The following is a 15,129-nucleotide window of genomic DNA, read 5'->3' as shown; positions in this document are numbered from 1 at the left end:
CTGGGAGGGCCGGGGCGGGACCGGGAGGTCGGGGGAGTCATGAGCTGGACGTCCAGAACGGAGAGTTCCGCCCCGGTCGACGCCACGGGCGGCGCGGGCAGGTCCCCGACGTGGTGGGCGGGCATCGACGCGGCCCGCGGTCTGGCGCTGATCGGGCTGATGTCGGTGCAGTTCCTCCCCGTCCACGACCCCCGGACCCAGGCGCCGACCTGGACGAACCTCCTCTTCCCGGAGGCTTCGGCGGCACTGTTCACGCTGCTGGCCGGGGTGGGACTGGCGCTCGGTTCCGGGGGGCGGTTTCCGCACGAGGGCAGATGGCTGGCCGCCGATCGGGCGGGGGTGGCCGCGCGGGCGGTGCTGATCGCCGTGGTGGGTCTGGGGATCGGGGCGCTGATGCCCGAGGACGCCCCGGCGGACAACATCCTGATCTACTGCGGGCTGTACTTCGTGCTGGCCATCCCGTTCCTGCACCTGTCCGCGACGGCGTTGTTCGTCTGCGCGGCGGTCTTCTGGATGGTGGGTCCGCTGCTGATGCAGGCCTTGACGGATGTCCTCCCGGCACACTCCTCCTCCCACCTCTCGTGGGCCGACGTGGTGGAGGAGCCGGGTGGGACGGTCTCCCAGCTGCTGGTGACCGGCACCTACCCGGCCCTGTCGTACATGACCTGTCTGCTGGTCGGGCTGGGGGTGGGGCGGGTGCACCTGCGCGACACGGGGATCCAGGTCCGTCTGCTGGCGGTGGGGGCGGGACTGGTCGTCCTCGCCCGGACCGCCGACACCTTCGGACCCTATGCCTTCGGCGGGCACGGCCGGGTGCTGACGACCAGCGGGACGGGCGCGGACGAGCTGGGGGAGGTGCTGGTGAAGGGCCCTGACTCGTTGCCCACCGGCACCGCTCGGTGGCTGGCGGTCAGCACCCCGCCCACCGACACCGTGTGGGCGATCGCCGCCGGCCTGGGGGTGGCCCTGCTGGTGCTGGGGAGCTTCATGCTGGTCTCCCGGAAGTCGTCCGGGGCGTGGTTGCTGCGGCTGTCGGCCATGGGCGCGATGGCCCTGAGCCTGTACACCGCCCACCTGGTGGCGCTCTCCTGCGAGGGCGGGTACGACCTCCCCGTCATCGGGTTCATCGTCCACCTGGGGGCGGCGGTCCTGTTCGCCGTCGGCTGGCCACGAGCGCTGGGCGAGGGGCCGTTGGAGCGGGTACTCAGCGCCGGGGAGGAAGCCGCCCGCCGCACCGTGCTCCACTTACACCGCCGGTTCCACCGGACGTGAACCCCGGTGCTGCGGCCCCTCCGGCCCGGTTCCGGCCGGGATCTCGATCCGGACCCGGACGCATCCCGCCGGCGGTCCCGGGCCGCATCAGGACCCGGGGGTCGCGGCGCCCTCGCGCACCGGGATGCGCGGACCGGTCAGCAGCACGGGGCCGTCGCCGGCCTCGGCGGCGGCGCGCTCGGCGTCGGTCGCGGGGCGGCGCTGACCGCGCTCCAGCACGTAGTCCTGGGAGTCGTCCGGGGCGGCGTCGTTGACGAAGGAGCGGAAGCGGCGCAACCGCTCGGGGTCCTTCAGCGTCGCGGCCCACTCGTCCTCGTAGCGGTCCACGTGCCGGGCCATCGCGGCCTCGAGCTCCTCGCCGATGCCCAGGGAGTCCTCGACGACGACGGCGCGCGCGTGGTCGATCCCGCCGTCGAGCTCCTCCTGCCAGCGCGCCGTGCGCTGCATCCGGTCCGCGGTGCGGATGTAGTACATGAGGTACCGGTCGATGTACCGGACCAGGGTCTCGTCGTCCAGGCCCTGGGCCAGGAGCTGGGCGTGGGCGGGGTTCGCGCCGCCGTTGCCGCCGGTGTAGAGGTTCCAGCCGTCGGTCGTGGAGATGATGCCCACGTCCTTGCCGCGGGCCTCGGCGCACTCACGGGCGCACCCGGAGACGCCCATCTTGAACTTGTGGGGGGAGCGCAGCCCCCGGTAGCGCAGCTCCAGGCGCACGGCCATGCCCACGGAGTCCTGCACCCCGTAGCGGCACCACGTGGAGCCCACGCAGGACTTCACGTTGCGCAGCGCCTTGCCGTAGGCCTGACCGGACTCGAAGCCGGCGTCCACGAGCTCCCGCCAGATCTCCGGCAGCTGCTCGAGCCGGGCCCCGAACATGTCCACGCGCAGGGCCCCGGTGATCTTGGTGTAGAGCCCGTACCGGCGGGCCACCTCGCCGAGCACGATGAGCTTCTCCGGGGTGATCTCACCGGCCGGCACGCGCGGGACCACGGAGTACGTGCCGTCCTTCTGCATGTTGGCCAGCGCCCGGTCGTTGGTGTCCTGCAGGGCGCCCCGGCCGGCGTCGAGCACGTACTCGTCGCGCTGGGAGGCGAGCACGGAGGCGACCACGGGCTTGCAGATGTCACAGCCCAGCCCGGTGCCGAAGCGGGCGACCACCTCGTCCCACGAGGACAGGTCGAGGGCGCGCACGGCCTCGAAGAGCTCGGCGCGGGAGAGCTCGAAGTGCTCGCACAGCGCCCTGGAGACCTCCACGCCGGCCTTCGCCAGCTCCAGGTCCAGGGTCTTCTTGAGCATCGGGAGGCAGGACCCGCACTGCGTGCCGGCCCGGGAGCACGTCTTGAGCTCGCCGATCTCGTGCACGCCGCAGGAGATCTGCTCCCGCACGGCCCCGGTCGTCACGTTGTTGCAGGAGCAGATGACGGCGTCGTCGGGCAGGTCCCCGGCCGGGGCGTCCGCGCCGGAGGCGGAGAGGTAGGCACCGGGCTCGCCCGGCAGCTCGCGGCCCAGCAGCGGGCGCAGCGCGTTGTACGGCTCGGCGTCGCCCACGAACACCCCGCCCAGCAGGGTCCTCGCGTCCTGGGTGACCACGACCTTCTGGTACATCCCGCGGGCGGGGTCCGCGTAGACGACCTCGAGGCAGTCCTCGGTCTCGCCGTAGGCGTCGCCGAAGGACGCCACGTCCACGCCGGAGAGCTTGAGCTTGGTCGCGGTGTCGAAGCCGTCGAACGTGGAGCGCCCGCCCGCCAGCCGGTCCGCGACGATCTCCGCCATGGTGTTCGCGGGGGCCACGAGGCCGAGGCACTCCCCGTTCCAGGAGGCGACCTCCCCGATGGCCCACACGCGCTCGGCGGAGGTGCGGCACGCCTCGTCGATGACCACGCCGCCGCGCGGGGCGGTCTCGACGCCCGCGTTGAAGGCCAGGCGGTCCCGGGCCCGGATGCCGGTGGCCACGATGACCAGGTCCGCCTCGAGGTCGGCGGAGTCCCGGAACTCGACGGCGCACACCTCGCCGTCGGACTTGCGCAGCCCCACGCCGGAGGGCCGCTCGCCCAGGTGCAGGCGCACGCCGCGCGCGGCGATGAGGGCGTTGAGGGAGCGGCCGGCGCCCTCGTCGAGCTGGGCGTTCATCAGCCACTTGCGGGAGTGCACCACCGTGGCCTCCGCGCCGAGCTCCTGGAGCCCGCCCGCGGCCTCGAGGCCCAGCAGGCCGCCGCCGATGACCACGCCGCGCGGGGTGCGCCCGTAGAGCGAGCGCAGCCGCTCGACCTCGGCGCGGATGCCCGCGACGTCGTCGAGGGTGCGGTAGACGAACGCGTGGTGGGCGCCGGGGACGTCCAGGCGTGCGGCGTCGGAGCCGGTGGCCAGGACGAGCTCGTCGTAGCCGGTCACGGTCCCGTCCGCCGCGGTGACCGTGCGGGCCGCAGGGTCGATCTCCCGGGCCTTCACGCCCAGGCGGAGATCCACCCGAGGGTCCTGCCACACGGTGCCCCCTCCCAGGGTCAGGTCGACGGCGCCGGCGGGGCCCGTCAGCGCCTTGGACAGCTGGACGCGGTCGTAGGGGACCCACGGCTCGTCGGCGAACACGGTCAGGCGCACGTGGTGGTCCTCCGCGGACAGCACCGCCTCCGCGAACCGGTGGGCGGCGGGGCCGCCGCCGACCACGACGACGTGCTGTGGGGACTGCGGGGAGAAGGGGGAGCGCGGCACGGGGACCTCCGGGAGCTGGCGGGCGGCTGGGGCGTTCCCCCCGACTCTAGGGAGACGGGATTGCCCTGCCGTTGCCCCGCCGTTCCGGTCGCTTTTCGCTTCCCTCACCGGTGCCCCGGCCCCGTGTGAGCGGGCTTTGACCGGCGCGAAACCGACCCGGAGCACGCGCGACATCGGCCGCGCCTAACGTCGAGCACGACGTTCCCCCGAGCCGCAGGAGGCCCCCATGACGACGACCCTCACCACGACCACGATCGCGGCGGACGCCCCCGCTCCGGCGGCCGGCACGACGTGGCACGACGTGTGCGCCCTGGCAGACCTCGAGCCCCTGTGGGGCGAGGCCGCCCGGGTGGCGGGCCGCCAGGTGGCCCTGTACCGGGTGGACGCCATGACGGTTCTCGCGGCCGACCACCGCGACCCCCGCACCGGGGCCTGTGTGATGGCGCGCGGCATCCTCGGCTCCCGCGGCCTGGCCGTCACGGTCGCCTCGCCGCTGCACAAGGAGGTGTACGACCTCGCGACCGGCCGGTGCCTCACCGGGGACGGCCCCGCCCTGCCGGTGCACCCTGCCGAGGTGCGCGACGGCCGGGTGCTCGTCGGCCTTCCCCGCTGACGGCACGTCGTCGGCGTTCTCCCAGGAGCCCGTCCGTAAGATGACCGGGTGACACGACAACACCCTCGGCGCGGTCCCCGGTGGCCGTGGTCCTGGCTGCCGCACCGCCACCGCGGCGGGACGTCCGGGCGTGCCCGGCGACGGCTGCGCCTGCTCGGGGCCGGTGCCCTGGCGCTGGTGCTCCTGCTCGTCGCGACCGTGGCCCTCCTGCTCGGCCGGGACGAGGAGAGCCCGGAGGCCGAGGCCCCCGAGACCGTCTCCTGCGCCCGCTACGGTCTCGACGGCGTCCGCGTGACGGCCCGTGGGCCCGGCGGGCCCACGGACGGGGCCGTGCTGGACGCCCGCGTGTTCGGCCCCGGGGCGGAGCGGCAGGACCGCTTCCAGCTCGACCACGAGCACGACGGGATCACCAGCTCCTACCACGTCTTCGCCGAGGGCCTGGACTGGGACCGGCCGGTGGGCGTCGTGTACCACTTCCACGGGGACGGCGCCTTCGAGTACGAGAGCCCCCAGTACACCGCCTCCTGCCTGGCGGAGGTCGCGCGGGAGCACAACATGCTGCTGGTGGTCCCGCGGACCCCCGACCGTGCGGGGGAGATCACCTGGTGGGAGGAGCGGGACCTCAACGCGCGGTGGTTCCTGGCGCTCGTCGAGGAGCGCCTCGAGCCCGAGTACGACATCGACCGCTCCCGCACCTGGCTGACCGGGTACTCGGGCGGGGCCCAGTTCATCAGCCAGAAGCTGCTGGCGGACCACATCGACCTCGTGCGGGGCGGTGGCGCGATCATGATGGGCGGCGGCCAGGCCCCGGACTCGCCCTCCGCGGAGCCCACCCGCGAGCAGCTCCAGGACCTGCGACTGCGCTGGGACGTGGGCACGGAGGACGACGGGGACGACCCGCAGGCACGGTTCAACGCCCTGTCCGCGGCGTGGGACGGGCACCGATGGTACGAGGAACAGGGCTTCGAGCGCGCCCGGATCCGGTACCGGGACGGCGTGGACCACTTCGGGCTGCCGTACGCCCGCATCCTCGACCGCGCGCTGGACGCCGCCGAGGAGGACTCCCAGGACAACTCCTAGGTCGATGCCCGGCACGATTCCGGGGTCGGAGGCCCGCTGGGCGTTTGCTCTAGTAAGCTGGAGCGTGCACCAGTGCTCCGCGCGGCGGTCGACCACGACGCCCGGGCGGGCACCGGGCGCCGTGCCGGGGGGCGCGGACGGGGCCGACCTCGGCGCGGGTGCACGGAACGACCGATTCCTGGGGGAACCACATGTCCGAAGAACGCACACCGCCGTCCGGGACGGCCACCGCCACCGGGGCCGTGACCGGAGGGCCGGGACAGGACGTCGCCGAAGTCACCCGGCCGACCCGGCGCCTCCTCGGTGTGGACGCCGCCCGCGGCCTGGCCCTGTTCGGCATGGTCGCCGTGCACACGCTTCCCTCGTGGGACGAGCAGACCGGCGAGGCGGACCTGTCCTGGACCCTGTTCGCGGGCCACTCGGCCGCGCTGTTCGCCACGCTCGCCGGCGTGAGCCTGGCCTTCAGCTCGGGCGGGCGCACTCCCCGGACGGGCCGGCGGATGACGGCTTCCCGGTGGGCGCTGGCAGGGCGGGCGGGGCTGATCGCGCTGGTCGGCTTCCTCCTGGGCTTCCTCGAGCTGCCGGTGAGCAACATCCTCATCTACTACGGGATGCTCTTCCTGCTGGCCGTGCCCTTCCTGCGTCTGCGGACGCGGTCCCTCATGCTGTGCGCCGCGCTGTTCGCGCTCGTCGCACCCTTCCTCATGCAGTGGTCCGTCGACGTGCTGCCTGGTCTCGAGTACGAGAACCCCAGCCTCGTCGACCTGGTCGTCGACCCGGGCACCGTCCTGTCGCAGCTGTTGCTGACCGGCGTCTACCCCGCTCTGCCCTGGATGGCGTTCCTGCTGGCCGGCCTGGCCGTGGGCCGCACCGACCTCACGAGCCGGAAGGTGCAGACGCTGCTCGCGGCGGTCGGGGCCGCCGTCGCGCTGCTCGTGTGGTCGGCCTCCGTCATCGCGCTGCGAGTGCTCGGCGGCTACGAGGCGATCGTCCGGGGCACGCCGTGGATGGACGAGTCGGAGATCGACGAGGTGATGGTGTTCGGCGGGGACCCCGCGCTGCCGACCGACACCCTGTGGTGGTTGCTGATCCCGACGCCGCACTCGAACACTCCGGTCTTCCTGGCACTCAACGTGGGCCTGGCGCTGTCCGTCCTCGGCATCTGTCTGCTGCTGGAGCGCGTGGCCGGCCGGGTCCTCGCGCTCATCGCAGCGGCGGGCGCGATGACGTTCACGCTCTACACGGCCCACCTGCTGATCCTCTGGCCGGAGTACTACGATCTCGCGCCCTCCGTCTGGACCTGGGGGCAGATCGTGGGGTTCACGCTGTTCGCCCTGCTGTGGAAGCGTGCCCTGGGCCAGGGCCCGCTGGAGAAGGTGGTCACCCGCTCCACCCGGGCCATCACGCGGCGGGTCATGGCGCGCGGCGGGGACGAGGCGCGGTCTCCGGCTCCCTGGTCCGGGCCGCGCGGACGGGACCGGCCGTAGCAGCCGACGACGTCGGAGGCGCCGCACGGTCAGGCCCGCGGCGCTGCCTCAGTCGGCTGCGCCGTCAGAGCCCCAGCGCCGCCTCGAGCTCGGCGCGGATCCGCCCGAGCCGCTCCTGCGCCTCGGCGCGGGCGGCGGGCAGCGCGGCACGGCCGGCCACCGGGGCGACCACCTCGAGGTAGCACTTGAGCTTCGGCTCCGTCCCGGACGGGCGCACGATCACCCGGGTGCCGTCCGCGGTGACCAGGCGCAGGCCCTCGGTGGGCGGCAGCCCGGTCCCCGGGGCGGCGAGGTCCGCGACCTCGACGACCTCGGAGCCGCCCAGCGCCGCCGGAGGAGCGTCCCGCAGGGCGGCCGCCATGACCGGGATGCGGCCCAGGTCCGCCACCCGGATGCTCAGCTGGTCGGTCGCGTACAGCCCGTGGGTCACGGCGAGGTCGTCCAGCACGTCCAGCAGGGTCCGTCCCTGCGCGCGCAGCTCGTCGGCGAGCAACGCCACCGCCACGGCCGCGCTGATCCCGTCCTTGTCCTTGACGACCTCCGGCGCCACGCAGTAGCCCAGCGCCTCCTCGTAGCCGAACGCGAGTCCGGGGACGCGGGCGATCCACTTGAAACCGGTCAGCGTCTCCTGGTGCGCGATCCCCGCCGCGGCGGCGATCCGCCCCAGCAGGCGCGAGGAGACGATGGAGTTCGCGAACACCGCGCCGGCGCGGCCCGCGCACCGGGCCGCCGCGGCGTGGCCGAGCAGCGCGCCGACCTCGTCGCCCCGCAGCATCCGCCAGTCCTGCGCCGTGCCCGCGACGCCGCCGGCGCCGGGCACCGGGACGGCCACGGCCACCCGGTCGGCGTCGGGGTCGTTGGCCAGGACGAGGTCGGCGCCCACGGCGCGGGCCGTGGCCAGGGCCAGGTCCAGGGCCCCGGGCTCCTCGGGGTTGGGGAACGCGACGGTGGGGAAGTCCGGGTCCGGCTCCGCCTGCTCCGGGACCACGTGCACGTCGGCGAGACCGGCCCGCCGCAGGGCCTCCGTCGTCGTGCGCCCGCCCACCCCGTGCAACGGGGTGAGGACGATCCGGAGGCTCTGCTCAGCGCCCGCGGCCGCAGGGACGACGGCGTCGAGGTAGTCCTGCTCGACGTCGGCGGGCAGGACGGTCCACCCGTCCTGCGCCCGGGGGATGTCCTCGACGGGGCCGACGGCCGCGATCCGCTCGGCGATCATCCGGTCGTGCGGGGCCACGATCTGGCAGCCGCGGGCCTCCGGCTCCACGGCCCGGCCGCCGAGGTAGACCTTGTAGCCGTTGTCCGCCGGCGGGTTGTGGCTGGCCGTGACCATGACGCCCACCTCGGCCTTGTGGGCCCGGACGGCCCAGGCGAGGACGGGGGTGGGCAGCGGGGCGGGCATCAGCAGCGTCTCGATGCCGGCGGCCGTGAACACCGCGGCGGTGTCCAGGGCGAAGACGGCGGAGCCGTGCCGGGCGTCGTAGCCGACCACCGCGCGGGGGCGCCGGGCGGAGCCCGCCGTGTCCTCCGTCGAGGTCTGCACGGCCAGGACGTGGGCGGCCAGCCCGGCGGCGGCGCGCAGCACCACCACCCGGTTCATCCGCATCGGCCCGGCGCCCAGGGCCGCCCGCAGCCCGGCGGTGCCGAACTGGAGGGTGCCCGAGAAGCGGTCGGCCAGCTCCGCCCCCGCGGCGGCGTCACCGGCGGCGGCCGCCTCGACGAGGGCTTCCAGCTCGGCGCGGGTGACGGGGTCCGGGTCGGCGGCCCCCCACGCGCGCGCGGCGTCGAGCAGCTGCGGCTCGGGGCGGGAGTCGGTGGTCATGGCGCGGCCTCCTGGGGGTGTCCGGTGCGCCGGGGTGCCGGGCCGGGGTCCGTCCCGGCCCGGGGCCGGTCAGAGCTGGGCGACGATGCGGGCGAGCAGTCCGGAGATCCTGGCGCCCGCGGCCCGTCCGGCCTCGAGGACCTCCTCGTGGGAGAGCGGGGTCGAGGAGATCCCGGCCGCCTGGTTCGTCACCAGCGAGATCCCGAAGACCTCCATCCCCGCGTGCCGGGCGGCGATGGCCTCCAGGGCGGTGGACATCCCGACGAGGTCGGCGCCCAGCACCCCGGCCATCCGCACCTCCGCCGGCGTCTCGTAGTGCGGACCGGGGAACTGCGCGTAGACCCCCTCGTCGAGGGTGGGATCCACCCCGCGGGCCAGCTCCCGCAGCCGCGGGGAGTACAGGTCGGTGAGGTCCACGAACGTGGCGCCCTCGAGCGGGGACCGGCCCGTGAGGTTGAGGTGGTCGCTGATCAGCACCGGGGTGCCGGGACCCCAGGACGGGTTCAGCCCGCCGCAGCCGTTGGTCAGGATCATGGTGCGCGCCCCGGCGGCGGCCGCGGTGCGCACGCCGTGGACCACGGGGCGCACGCCGCGGCCCTCGTAGTAGTGGGTGCGGGCGCCGATCACCAGCGCGTGCCGGCCCGCGGCGGTGCGCACGGAGCGCAGTGTGCCCACGTGGCCCTCGAGGGCGGGCGGGCTGAACCCGGGGATCTCCGCGGCCGGGATCTCGGCGACGGTCTCGCCGATCAGCTCGGCGGCCTGACCCCACCCGGAGCCGAGGGTCAGGGCGATCTCGTGCGTGTCGACCCCGGTGGCCCGGCGGAGGGCGTCCGCGGCCTCCTGGGCGAGCTCGAAGGGGTCGGCCCGGTCGGCGCTGTGCTCTGTGTCCACCCGCCCAAGCTACCGCATGGTCAGCGGTCGGGGCGGTGGCGGACCCCGTCGTCGGACACCTCTGCAAGAATGGCCGGGTGACTGCACACAGCGAATTCTCCATCCAGAAGCTCGTCATCATCGGGGGCGGACCGGGCGGCTACGAGGCCGCCCTGGTCGCCGCCAGCCTCGGCGCCGACGTGACCATCGTCGAGCGGCAGGGCCTGGGCGGCTCCGCGGTCCTGACGGACGTGGTGCCCTCCAAGACGCTCATCGCCTCCGCCGACGCCATGACCCGCTTCGCCGAGGCCGCGGACCTGGGGGTGCACGTGCGCGGCGGCAGCAAGGACGGCGACGAGATCAACGACCTCGCCGTGGACCTGGAGAAGGTCAACACCCGCCTCCTGCGCCTCGCGGCCACCCAGTCCCGCGACATCAAGCGCGGGCTCGAGCGGGTGGGGGTGCGCGTGATCGCGGGCACCGGCCGGCTGCTCAGCCCCACCAGCGTGCAGGTCACCACCGACGACGGGCTGGAGTACACCCTCGACGCGCAGGCCGTGCTGCTCGCCGTCGGGGCCTATCCGCGGGAGCTGCCCTCCGCGAAGCCGGACGGGGAGCGGATCTTCAACTGGAAGCAGGTCTACCACCTCACCGAGGTCCCCGAGCACATGATCGTGGTCGGCTCCGGCGTCACCGGTGCCGAGTTCGCCTCGGCCTACCGGGGCCTCGGGGCCGAGGTCACCCTCATCTCCTCCCGGGACCAGGTGCTGCCCGGCGAGGACCAGGACGCGGCGGCCGTCCTCGAGAACGTCTTCGAGCGCCGCGGCATGAACGTGCTCAGCCGCTCCCGCGCCGACTCCGTCGAGCGCACCGACAACGGGGTGGTCGCCACGCTCTCCGACGGGCGCAAGATCGCCGGCTCGCACTGCCTCGTCGCCGTCGGTGCGATCCCGGCCACCGACGACCTCGGCCTCGAGGAGGTCGGGGTGGCCCGCGCCGAGTCCGGGCACATCAAGGTCGACGGCGTCTCCCGCACCACCGTGCCGGGGATCTACGCCGTGGGCGACTGCACGGGCGTGCTCCCGCTCGCCTCGGTGGCGGCCATGCAGGGCCGGATCGCCGTGGCGCACCTCATGGGCGACGCTGTCAAGCCGCTGCGCACCCACCTTGTCGCCTCCAACATCTTCACCTCGCCGGAGATCGCCTCCGTGGGCGTGAGCGAGAAGGCCATCGAGGACGGCACCTACCAGGCGGACACCATCATGCTGAAGCTGTCCACCAACCCGCGCGCCAAGATGATGGCGCTCGAGGACGGCTTCGTGAAGATCTTCTCCCGCAAGGGCTCCGGCACGGTGATCGGCGGCGTGGTGGTGGGACCCCGCGCGTCCGAGCTGATCTTCCCCATCGCCCTGGCCGTCACGCACAAGCTGCACGTCGACGACCTCGCCGACACCTTCACGATCTACCCGTCCCTCACGGGCTCGATCTCGGAGGCGGCCCGGCGCCTGCACGTGCACGTCTGAGTCCTCCGAGCACGCGGACGGCCGCATCCCGGAGGGGATGCGGCCGTTGCGCGTGCGGGGCCGAGGAGACGGGTCAGCGGCGGGTGACGACGTTCTCCATGTCGACGTCCTTGGTCTCCGGGGAGAACCAGAGCGCCACGAGCGTCAGCACGGCGCCGAACGCCAGGTAGAGCCCCACGGAGCCCACGCCGTAGTTCGCGTTGAGGGTGACGGCGACGTACGGGGTGATGGCGGCCCCGAGGATCGAGGCCGTGTTGTACGCGACGCCGGAGCCGGTGTAGCGCACGTTCGTGGGGAACAGCTCGGGCAGGATCGCCGACATCGAGCCGAAGGTCAGGCCCATGAGGGTCATGCCCACCGTGAGGAAGAACAGCACGCGGGCCGTGCTGACGTCCTCCCCGGTCCCGACCGCGGCCGGGTCCATGAGCAGCCCGAAGCTCAGCCCGAAGAGCAGGATCACCGAGGTGATCACCAGCTGCGAGCTGCGCCGGCCGAAGCGGTCGGCGACCCATCCGGAGACGGGGACCATCGCGGCGAACAGGAGCACGGCGAGCAGCTGCAGCACCAGGAAGTCGCGGTAGGGGATGCCGAGGCCGCCGTTGGCGGGGCTGCCGATGCCGTAGGAGAGGATCCACGCGGTCATCAGGTAGAAGAGCATGTAGGTGGCCAGCATGATGAACGTGCCCTGGATCATCTGCAGCCACGAGCCGCGGAACGCCTCGACGAGCGGGGTCTGGACCTTCTCGCCCTGGTCCAGGGCCTTCTGGAAGACCGGGGTCTCCTCGAGCTTGAACCGCACGTACAGACCGACGACCACCATGATCACGGAGGCGAGGAACGGGACGCGCCAGCCCCACGCGAGGAACGGGTGGTCGGCGCCCTGCTCGGCGACCGAGACGAAGCCCATCACGATGGTCAGCAGCAGGAAGAAGCCGTTGGCCAGGATGAAGCCGAACGGGGCGCCGAGCTGCGGCCACATGGCGGCGCGCGCCCGCTTGCCCTCCTCGGCGTACTCGGTGGCCAGCAGGGCCGCGCCGGACCACTCGCCGCCCAGGCCCAGGCCCTGGCAGAAGCGCAGGATCGTCAGGATGAGCGGGGCCCAGATGCCGATCGAATAGTAGGTGGGCAGCAGGCCGATCAGGAACGTGGCGATGCCCATGGTGAGCAGTGCGCCGATCAGGGTGGCCTTGCGCCCGATCCGGTCGCCGAAGTGCCCGAAGATCACGGAGCCGATCGGGCGGGCCACGAAGGCCGCGGCGAAGGTCGCCATGGAGGCGAGCAGCTTGGCCGTCTCGTCCTCGCCCGTGAAGAACAGGGCGGGGAACACGGCCACGGCCGCGGTGGCGTAGACGTAGAAGTCGTAGAACTCGATCGTCGTGCCCACGAGGGAGGCCAGGATCACCCGGCTGCGGGGCACGCGGTCGGACAGGGGGAGCGAGGGGGCGGACGCGCCGGTGGCGTCCTGCCCGGTCACCGAAGAGGACATGGGGAAACCTCGGTCGTAGCAGTGGGCGGGGACAAGTTCCCGATAGTACGCCCGGGTGTCCGCATCCCGGGTGTCCCGTCTCACATCCTGGAACGGCGGCGCGGCCAGGGGCGCGCTCGACGTCGACGCCGCGCCCGGGCGTCCACCGGCTGGGCCGGACCCGGCCGGTGGACGTCCAGGGGGCGGACGTCACCCGTAGCGACGGACTTCGTGGAAGAAGGAGTCGATCGTGTGCAGGCCGACGGTGTCGGCGACCGTGTCGTAGACGTGCTTGCCCACCGCGAGGTCGAGCACTCCCAGGCCGAACGGCGAGAAGACCACCGGCCGGTCTGTCGGCACCTCCACGGCACCGGTCATGACGTCGTACAGCGTGCCGGCGAGGAAGTCCCGCGAACCCGTGAGCTGCTCGGTCAGGTGCACGGACGTCTGGGCCTTCAGGCAGTGGTCCACGTCGTCGACGATGTTCGTGGCGGCGAGGATCACCTCGGGGCCGAGATCGCGCAGCGAAATGTGGAGCACGATCGGGTGGTGCTCGAACCAGGACGGCTCGGTGACGTGCGGCTCTGCCGCGGTGGTCGCGAACACGACCAGGTCGCTCGAGCGGACCAGTGACTCGGCGTCCTCGTGGACGGTGACCGTGCTCTCGGGCGCGGAACGCTCGAGGTAGCCGCGGAAGCCCTCGCAGCTGCCCGGCAGCAGGTCGAAGACCCCCACCTCCTCGAAGTCCCACCCCGTGTCCGCCAGGAACGCGTGGACGAAGCGGGCGATGAGCCCGACGCCGAAGAAGCCTACCCGCGTGGGACGGCCGCGCTTCCGGCTGAGCCAGTCCGCAGCCAGGGCCGCGGAGGCTGCGGTCCGGGAGGCACTGATGATGGAGCTCTCCAGACAGGCGAAGGGGTAGCCCGTGTCGGGATCGTTGAGGATCAGCACGGCCGAGGCCCTCGGGATGCCGAACTCCACGTTGGTGGGGAAACTGGAGATCCACTTCAGGCCGTCCACGGCGTCGGGTCCGCCCAGGGAGGCCGGCAGTGCGATGATCCGCCCTGTGGGGCGGTCCGGGAACCGCAGGAAGTACGACGGCGGGTTCACCGTCTGTCCGTTGCCGTGAAGGCGGTAGGTCTCTTCCACCAGCGCGACGATTTCCGCCCGGTGTCCCTGCAGCGCCTGGTCGACCTCCGCGCCGGAGATGACCGCGAAGGACGGGATGGTCGGTCCCCGTCCCGGGGTGTCCGGCCTCCGATCCGTGTCGGGCCTGTCCGTCAGTGTCATCGTCCCTCCTCCTTCGAGGTCGCGTCCTGGATCGAGACCGGGTCGCTCATGGCGACGAGGATCTCCCGCTCGCCCTCGTACGGCTCGCGGCTGTGCGCCGTCCGGACGTTGTCCACGAGCATCAGGTCGCCCGCACGCCAGGGCTCGCGCAGCGTGTGGGCCTCGTAGATCTCGTTCAGCATGACCACGACGTCCTCGCCGATCGGGTCGCCATTGCCGAACGCCGTCGTGAAGGGGAGGCCGTCGTGCTCGTACATGTCGATGAGGTACTCGCGGACCTCCGGGTCGATGGTCCACTCGCTGAGGAAGGCGACCTGGTTGAACCAGCAGCGCTCCCCGGTGACGGGGTGACGGACGATCGCGGCACGGCGCTGACGCGTGCGCAGGCCGCCGTCGGGCTGCCACTCGAACTCGATCCGGTTCTCCGCGCAGTAGCGTTCGACCGCTCCGCGGTCGTCCGTGCCGAAGGCGTCCGCGACGGAGGCGCCGATCTCGTCGTTGTAGCTGCGGATCAGCATCCAGCCGTCGCGCTCGAACCGTGCGACCAGGTCCGCGGGAAGGGCGCCCAGCACCGCCTGGGAGTCCGCCACACCGCTCACGCCGCCGGCGGCCGGGGCGGTGAGGCAGGCGAGGAGCAGCAGCCCGGGGGCGTGCAGGGTGTAGCTCAGCTCGTGATGCATGCACATGGGCTGGTTCGCCGGCCAGGTGGCCGAGGAGTACACGCCCGGCTCATAGGACCTGCGGGCGGCGAAGGCCTCCCGCTCGGTCATCAGCTCGGAGCCGACGGCCCGGAAGACGGCCGCGACCTGCTCGGGGTGGGACAGCCCGAGGCCGCGCACGAGTACGGCCCCGTGCCGGGCGACGGTTGCCCGCAGCGCGTCACGGTGCTGCTGGGCCCAGGACACCGGGTCGCCCGGGGGAGAGACCAGGGCAGTGGCCGGCGCACCCGGGCGCGCTTCGACGTCGAGCTCCGGAGGTGCGGATGTGGCGGACATGGTGGTTCC

The 15,129-nt window shown here is 73.2% G+C and carries 11 protein-coding genes; 5 read left to right on the top strand and 6 right to left on the bottom strand.

The annotated features are described in order from the left end of the window. Positions 1 to 39: 39 nt before the first annotated feature. Positions 40 to 1,272, top strand: coding sequence for a heparan-alpha-glucosaminide N-acetyltransferase domain-containing protein (locus ACYVM4_RS10140; RefSeq protein ID WP_460668457.1), 1,233 nt, complete (start codon positions 40 to 42; stop codon positions 1,270 to 1,272). 87 nt (positions 1,273 to 1,359) lie between these two features. On the opposite strand, the gene nirB is transcribed toward ACYVM4_RS10140, so the two are convergent. Further along, positions 1,360 to 3,978, bottom strand: coding sequence for a nitrite reductase large subunit NirB (gene nirB, locus ACYVM4_RS10135; RefSeq protein WP_460668456.1), 2,619 nt, complete (start codon positions 3,976 to 3,978; stop codon positions 1,360 to 1,362). Positions 3,979 to 4,204: 226 nt separating this feature from the next. Here nirB and nirD point away from each other — a divergent pair, with 226 nt between their 5' ends. The 3 genes from nirD to ACYVM4_RS10120 all read left to right on the top strand — a co-directional run bounded on the left by nirD (position 4,205) and on the right by ACYVM4_RS10120 (position 7,158). Continuing rightward, on the top strand, positions 4,205 to 4,591 hold the full coding sequence (gene nirD, locus ACYVM4_RS10130; RefSeq protein ID WP_460668455.1) for a nitrite reductase small subunit NirD: 387 nt from the start codon (positions 4,205 to 4,207) through the stop codon (positions 4,589 to 4,591). A 48-nt stretch (positions 4,592 to 4,639) separates the two neighbouring features. After that, positions 4,640 to 5,671: an alpha/beta hydrolase family protein gene (locus ACYVM4_RS10125; RefSeq protein WP_460668454.1), complete on the top strand. Its 1,032-nt coding sequence runs from the start codon at positions 4,640 to 4,642 to the stop codon at positions 5,669 to 5,671. 191 nt (positions 5,672 to 5,862) lie between these two features. Then, positions 5,863 to 7,158 carry a heparan-alpha-glucosaminide N-acetyltransferase domain-containing protein gene (locus ACYVM4_RS10120; RefSeq protein WP_460668453.1) on the top strand — a complete coding sequence of 432 codons (1,296 nt, stop codon included), beginning with the start codon at positions 5,863 to 5,865 and terminating at the stop codon, positions 7,156 to 7,158. Between the two features lie 64 nt (positions 7,159 to 7,222). Here ACYVM4_RS10120 and ACYVM4_RS10115 read toward each other — a convergent pair whose 3' ends face one another. Further along, positions 7,223 to 8,977, bottom strand: coding sequence for a phospho-sugar mutase (locus ACYVM4_RS10115; RefSeq protein ID WP_460668452.1), 1,755 nt, complete (start codon positions 8,975 to 8,977; stop codon positions 7,223 to 7,225). 69 nt (positions 8,978 to 9,046) lie between these two features. Then, a complete protein-coding gene (locus ACYVM4_RS10110; RefSeq protein WP_460668451.1) occupies positions 9,047 to 9,868 on the bottom strand; it encodes a purine-nucleoside phosphorylase in 822 nt (273 codons plus the stop codon). 77 nt (positions 9,869 to 9,945) lie between these two features. On the opposite strand from ACYVM4_RS10110, the gene ACYVM4_RS10105 reads away from it, so the two are divergent. Continuing rightward, on the top strand, positions 9,946 to 11,370 hold the full coding sequence (locus tag ACYVM4_RS10105; RefSeq protein WP_460668450.1) for an NAD(P)H-quinone dehydrogenase: 1,425 nt from the start codon (positions 9,946 to 9,948) through the stop codon (positions 11,368 to 11,370). Between the two features lie 73 nt (positions 11,371 to 11,443). On the opposite strand, the gene ACYVM4_RS10100 is transcribed toward ACYVM4_RS10105, so the two are convergent. From ACYVM4_RS10100 to ACYVM4_RS10090, 3 genes are all read right to left on the bottom strand, one after another. Further along, complete coding sequence (locus tag ACYVM4_RS10100; protein WP_368820750.1) at positions 11,444 to 12,856, bottom strand: MFS transporter; 1,413 nt, start codon at positions 12,854 to 12,856, stop codon at positions 11,444 to 11,446. Positions 12,857 to 13,045: 189 nt separating this feature from the next. Further along, positions 13,046 to 14,125, bottom strand: coding sequence for a 2,3-diaminopropionate biosynthesis protein SbnB (gene sbnB, locus ACYVM4_RS10095; RefSeq protein WP_460668449.1), 1,080 nt, complete (start codon positions 14,123 to 14,125; stop codon positions 13,046 to 13,048). Further along, positions 14,122 to 15,120: a TauD/TfdA family dioxygenase gene (locus tag ACYVM4_RS10090; RefSeq protein WP_460668448.1), complete on the bottom strand. Its 999-nt coding sequence runs from the start codon at positions 15,118 to 15,120 to the stop codon at positions 14,122 to 14,124. Before ACYVM4_RS10090 ends, sbnB begins: the two co-directional genes overlap by 4 nt. Between the last annotated feature and the right edge of the window lie 9 nt (positions 15,121 to 15,129).

The sequence above is a fragment of the Kocuria himachalensis genome (genome assembly GCF_054784195.1).
This window is presented reverse-complemented; position numbering and strand designations above follow the sequence as displayed.

Excerpts from the sequence above, each read along its gene's own strand:
- ACYVM4_RS10140 (WP_460668457.1), top strand. The coding sequence starts at position 40 with ATGAGCTGGACGTCCAGAACGGAGAGTTCCGCCCCGGTCGACGCCACG.
- nirD (WP_460668455.1), top strand. The coding sequence starts at position 4,205 with ATGACGACGACCCTCACCACGACCACGATCGCGGCGGACGCCCCCGCT.
- ACYVM4_RS10120 (WP_460668453.1), top strand. The coding sequence starts at position 5,863 with ATGTCCGAAGAACGCACACCGCCGTCCGGGACGGCCACCGCCACCGGG.
- ACYVM4_RS10115 (WP_460668452.1), bottom strand. The coding sequence starts at position 8,977 with ATGACCACCGACTCCCGCCCCGAGCCGCAGCTGCTCGACGCCGCGCGC.
- ACYVM4_RS10100 (WP_368820750.1), bottom strand. The coding sequence starts at position 12,856 with ATGTCCTCTTCGGTGACCGGGCAGGACGCCACCGGCGCGTCCGCCCCC.
- sbnB (WP_460668449.1), bottom strand. The coding sequence starts at position 14,125 with ATGACACTGACGGACAGGCCCGACACGGATCGGAGGCCGGACACCCCG.
- ACYVM4_RS10090 (WP_460668448.1), bottom strand. The coding sequence starts at position 15,120 with ATGTCCGCCACATCCGCACCTCCGGAGCTCGACGTCGAAGCGCGCCCG.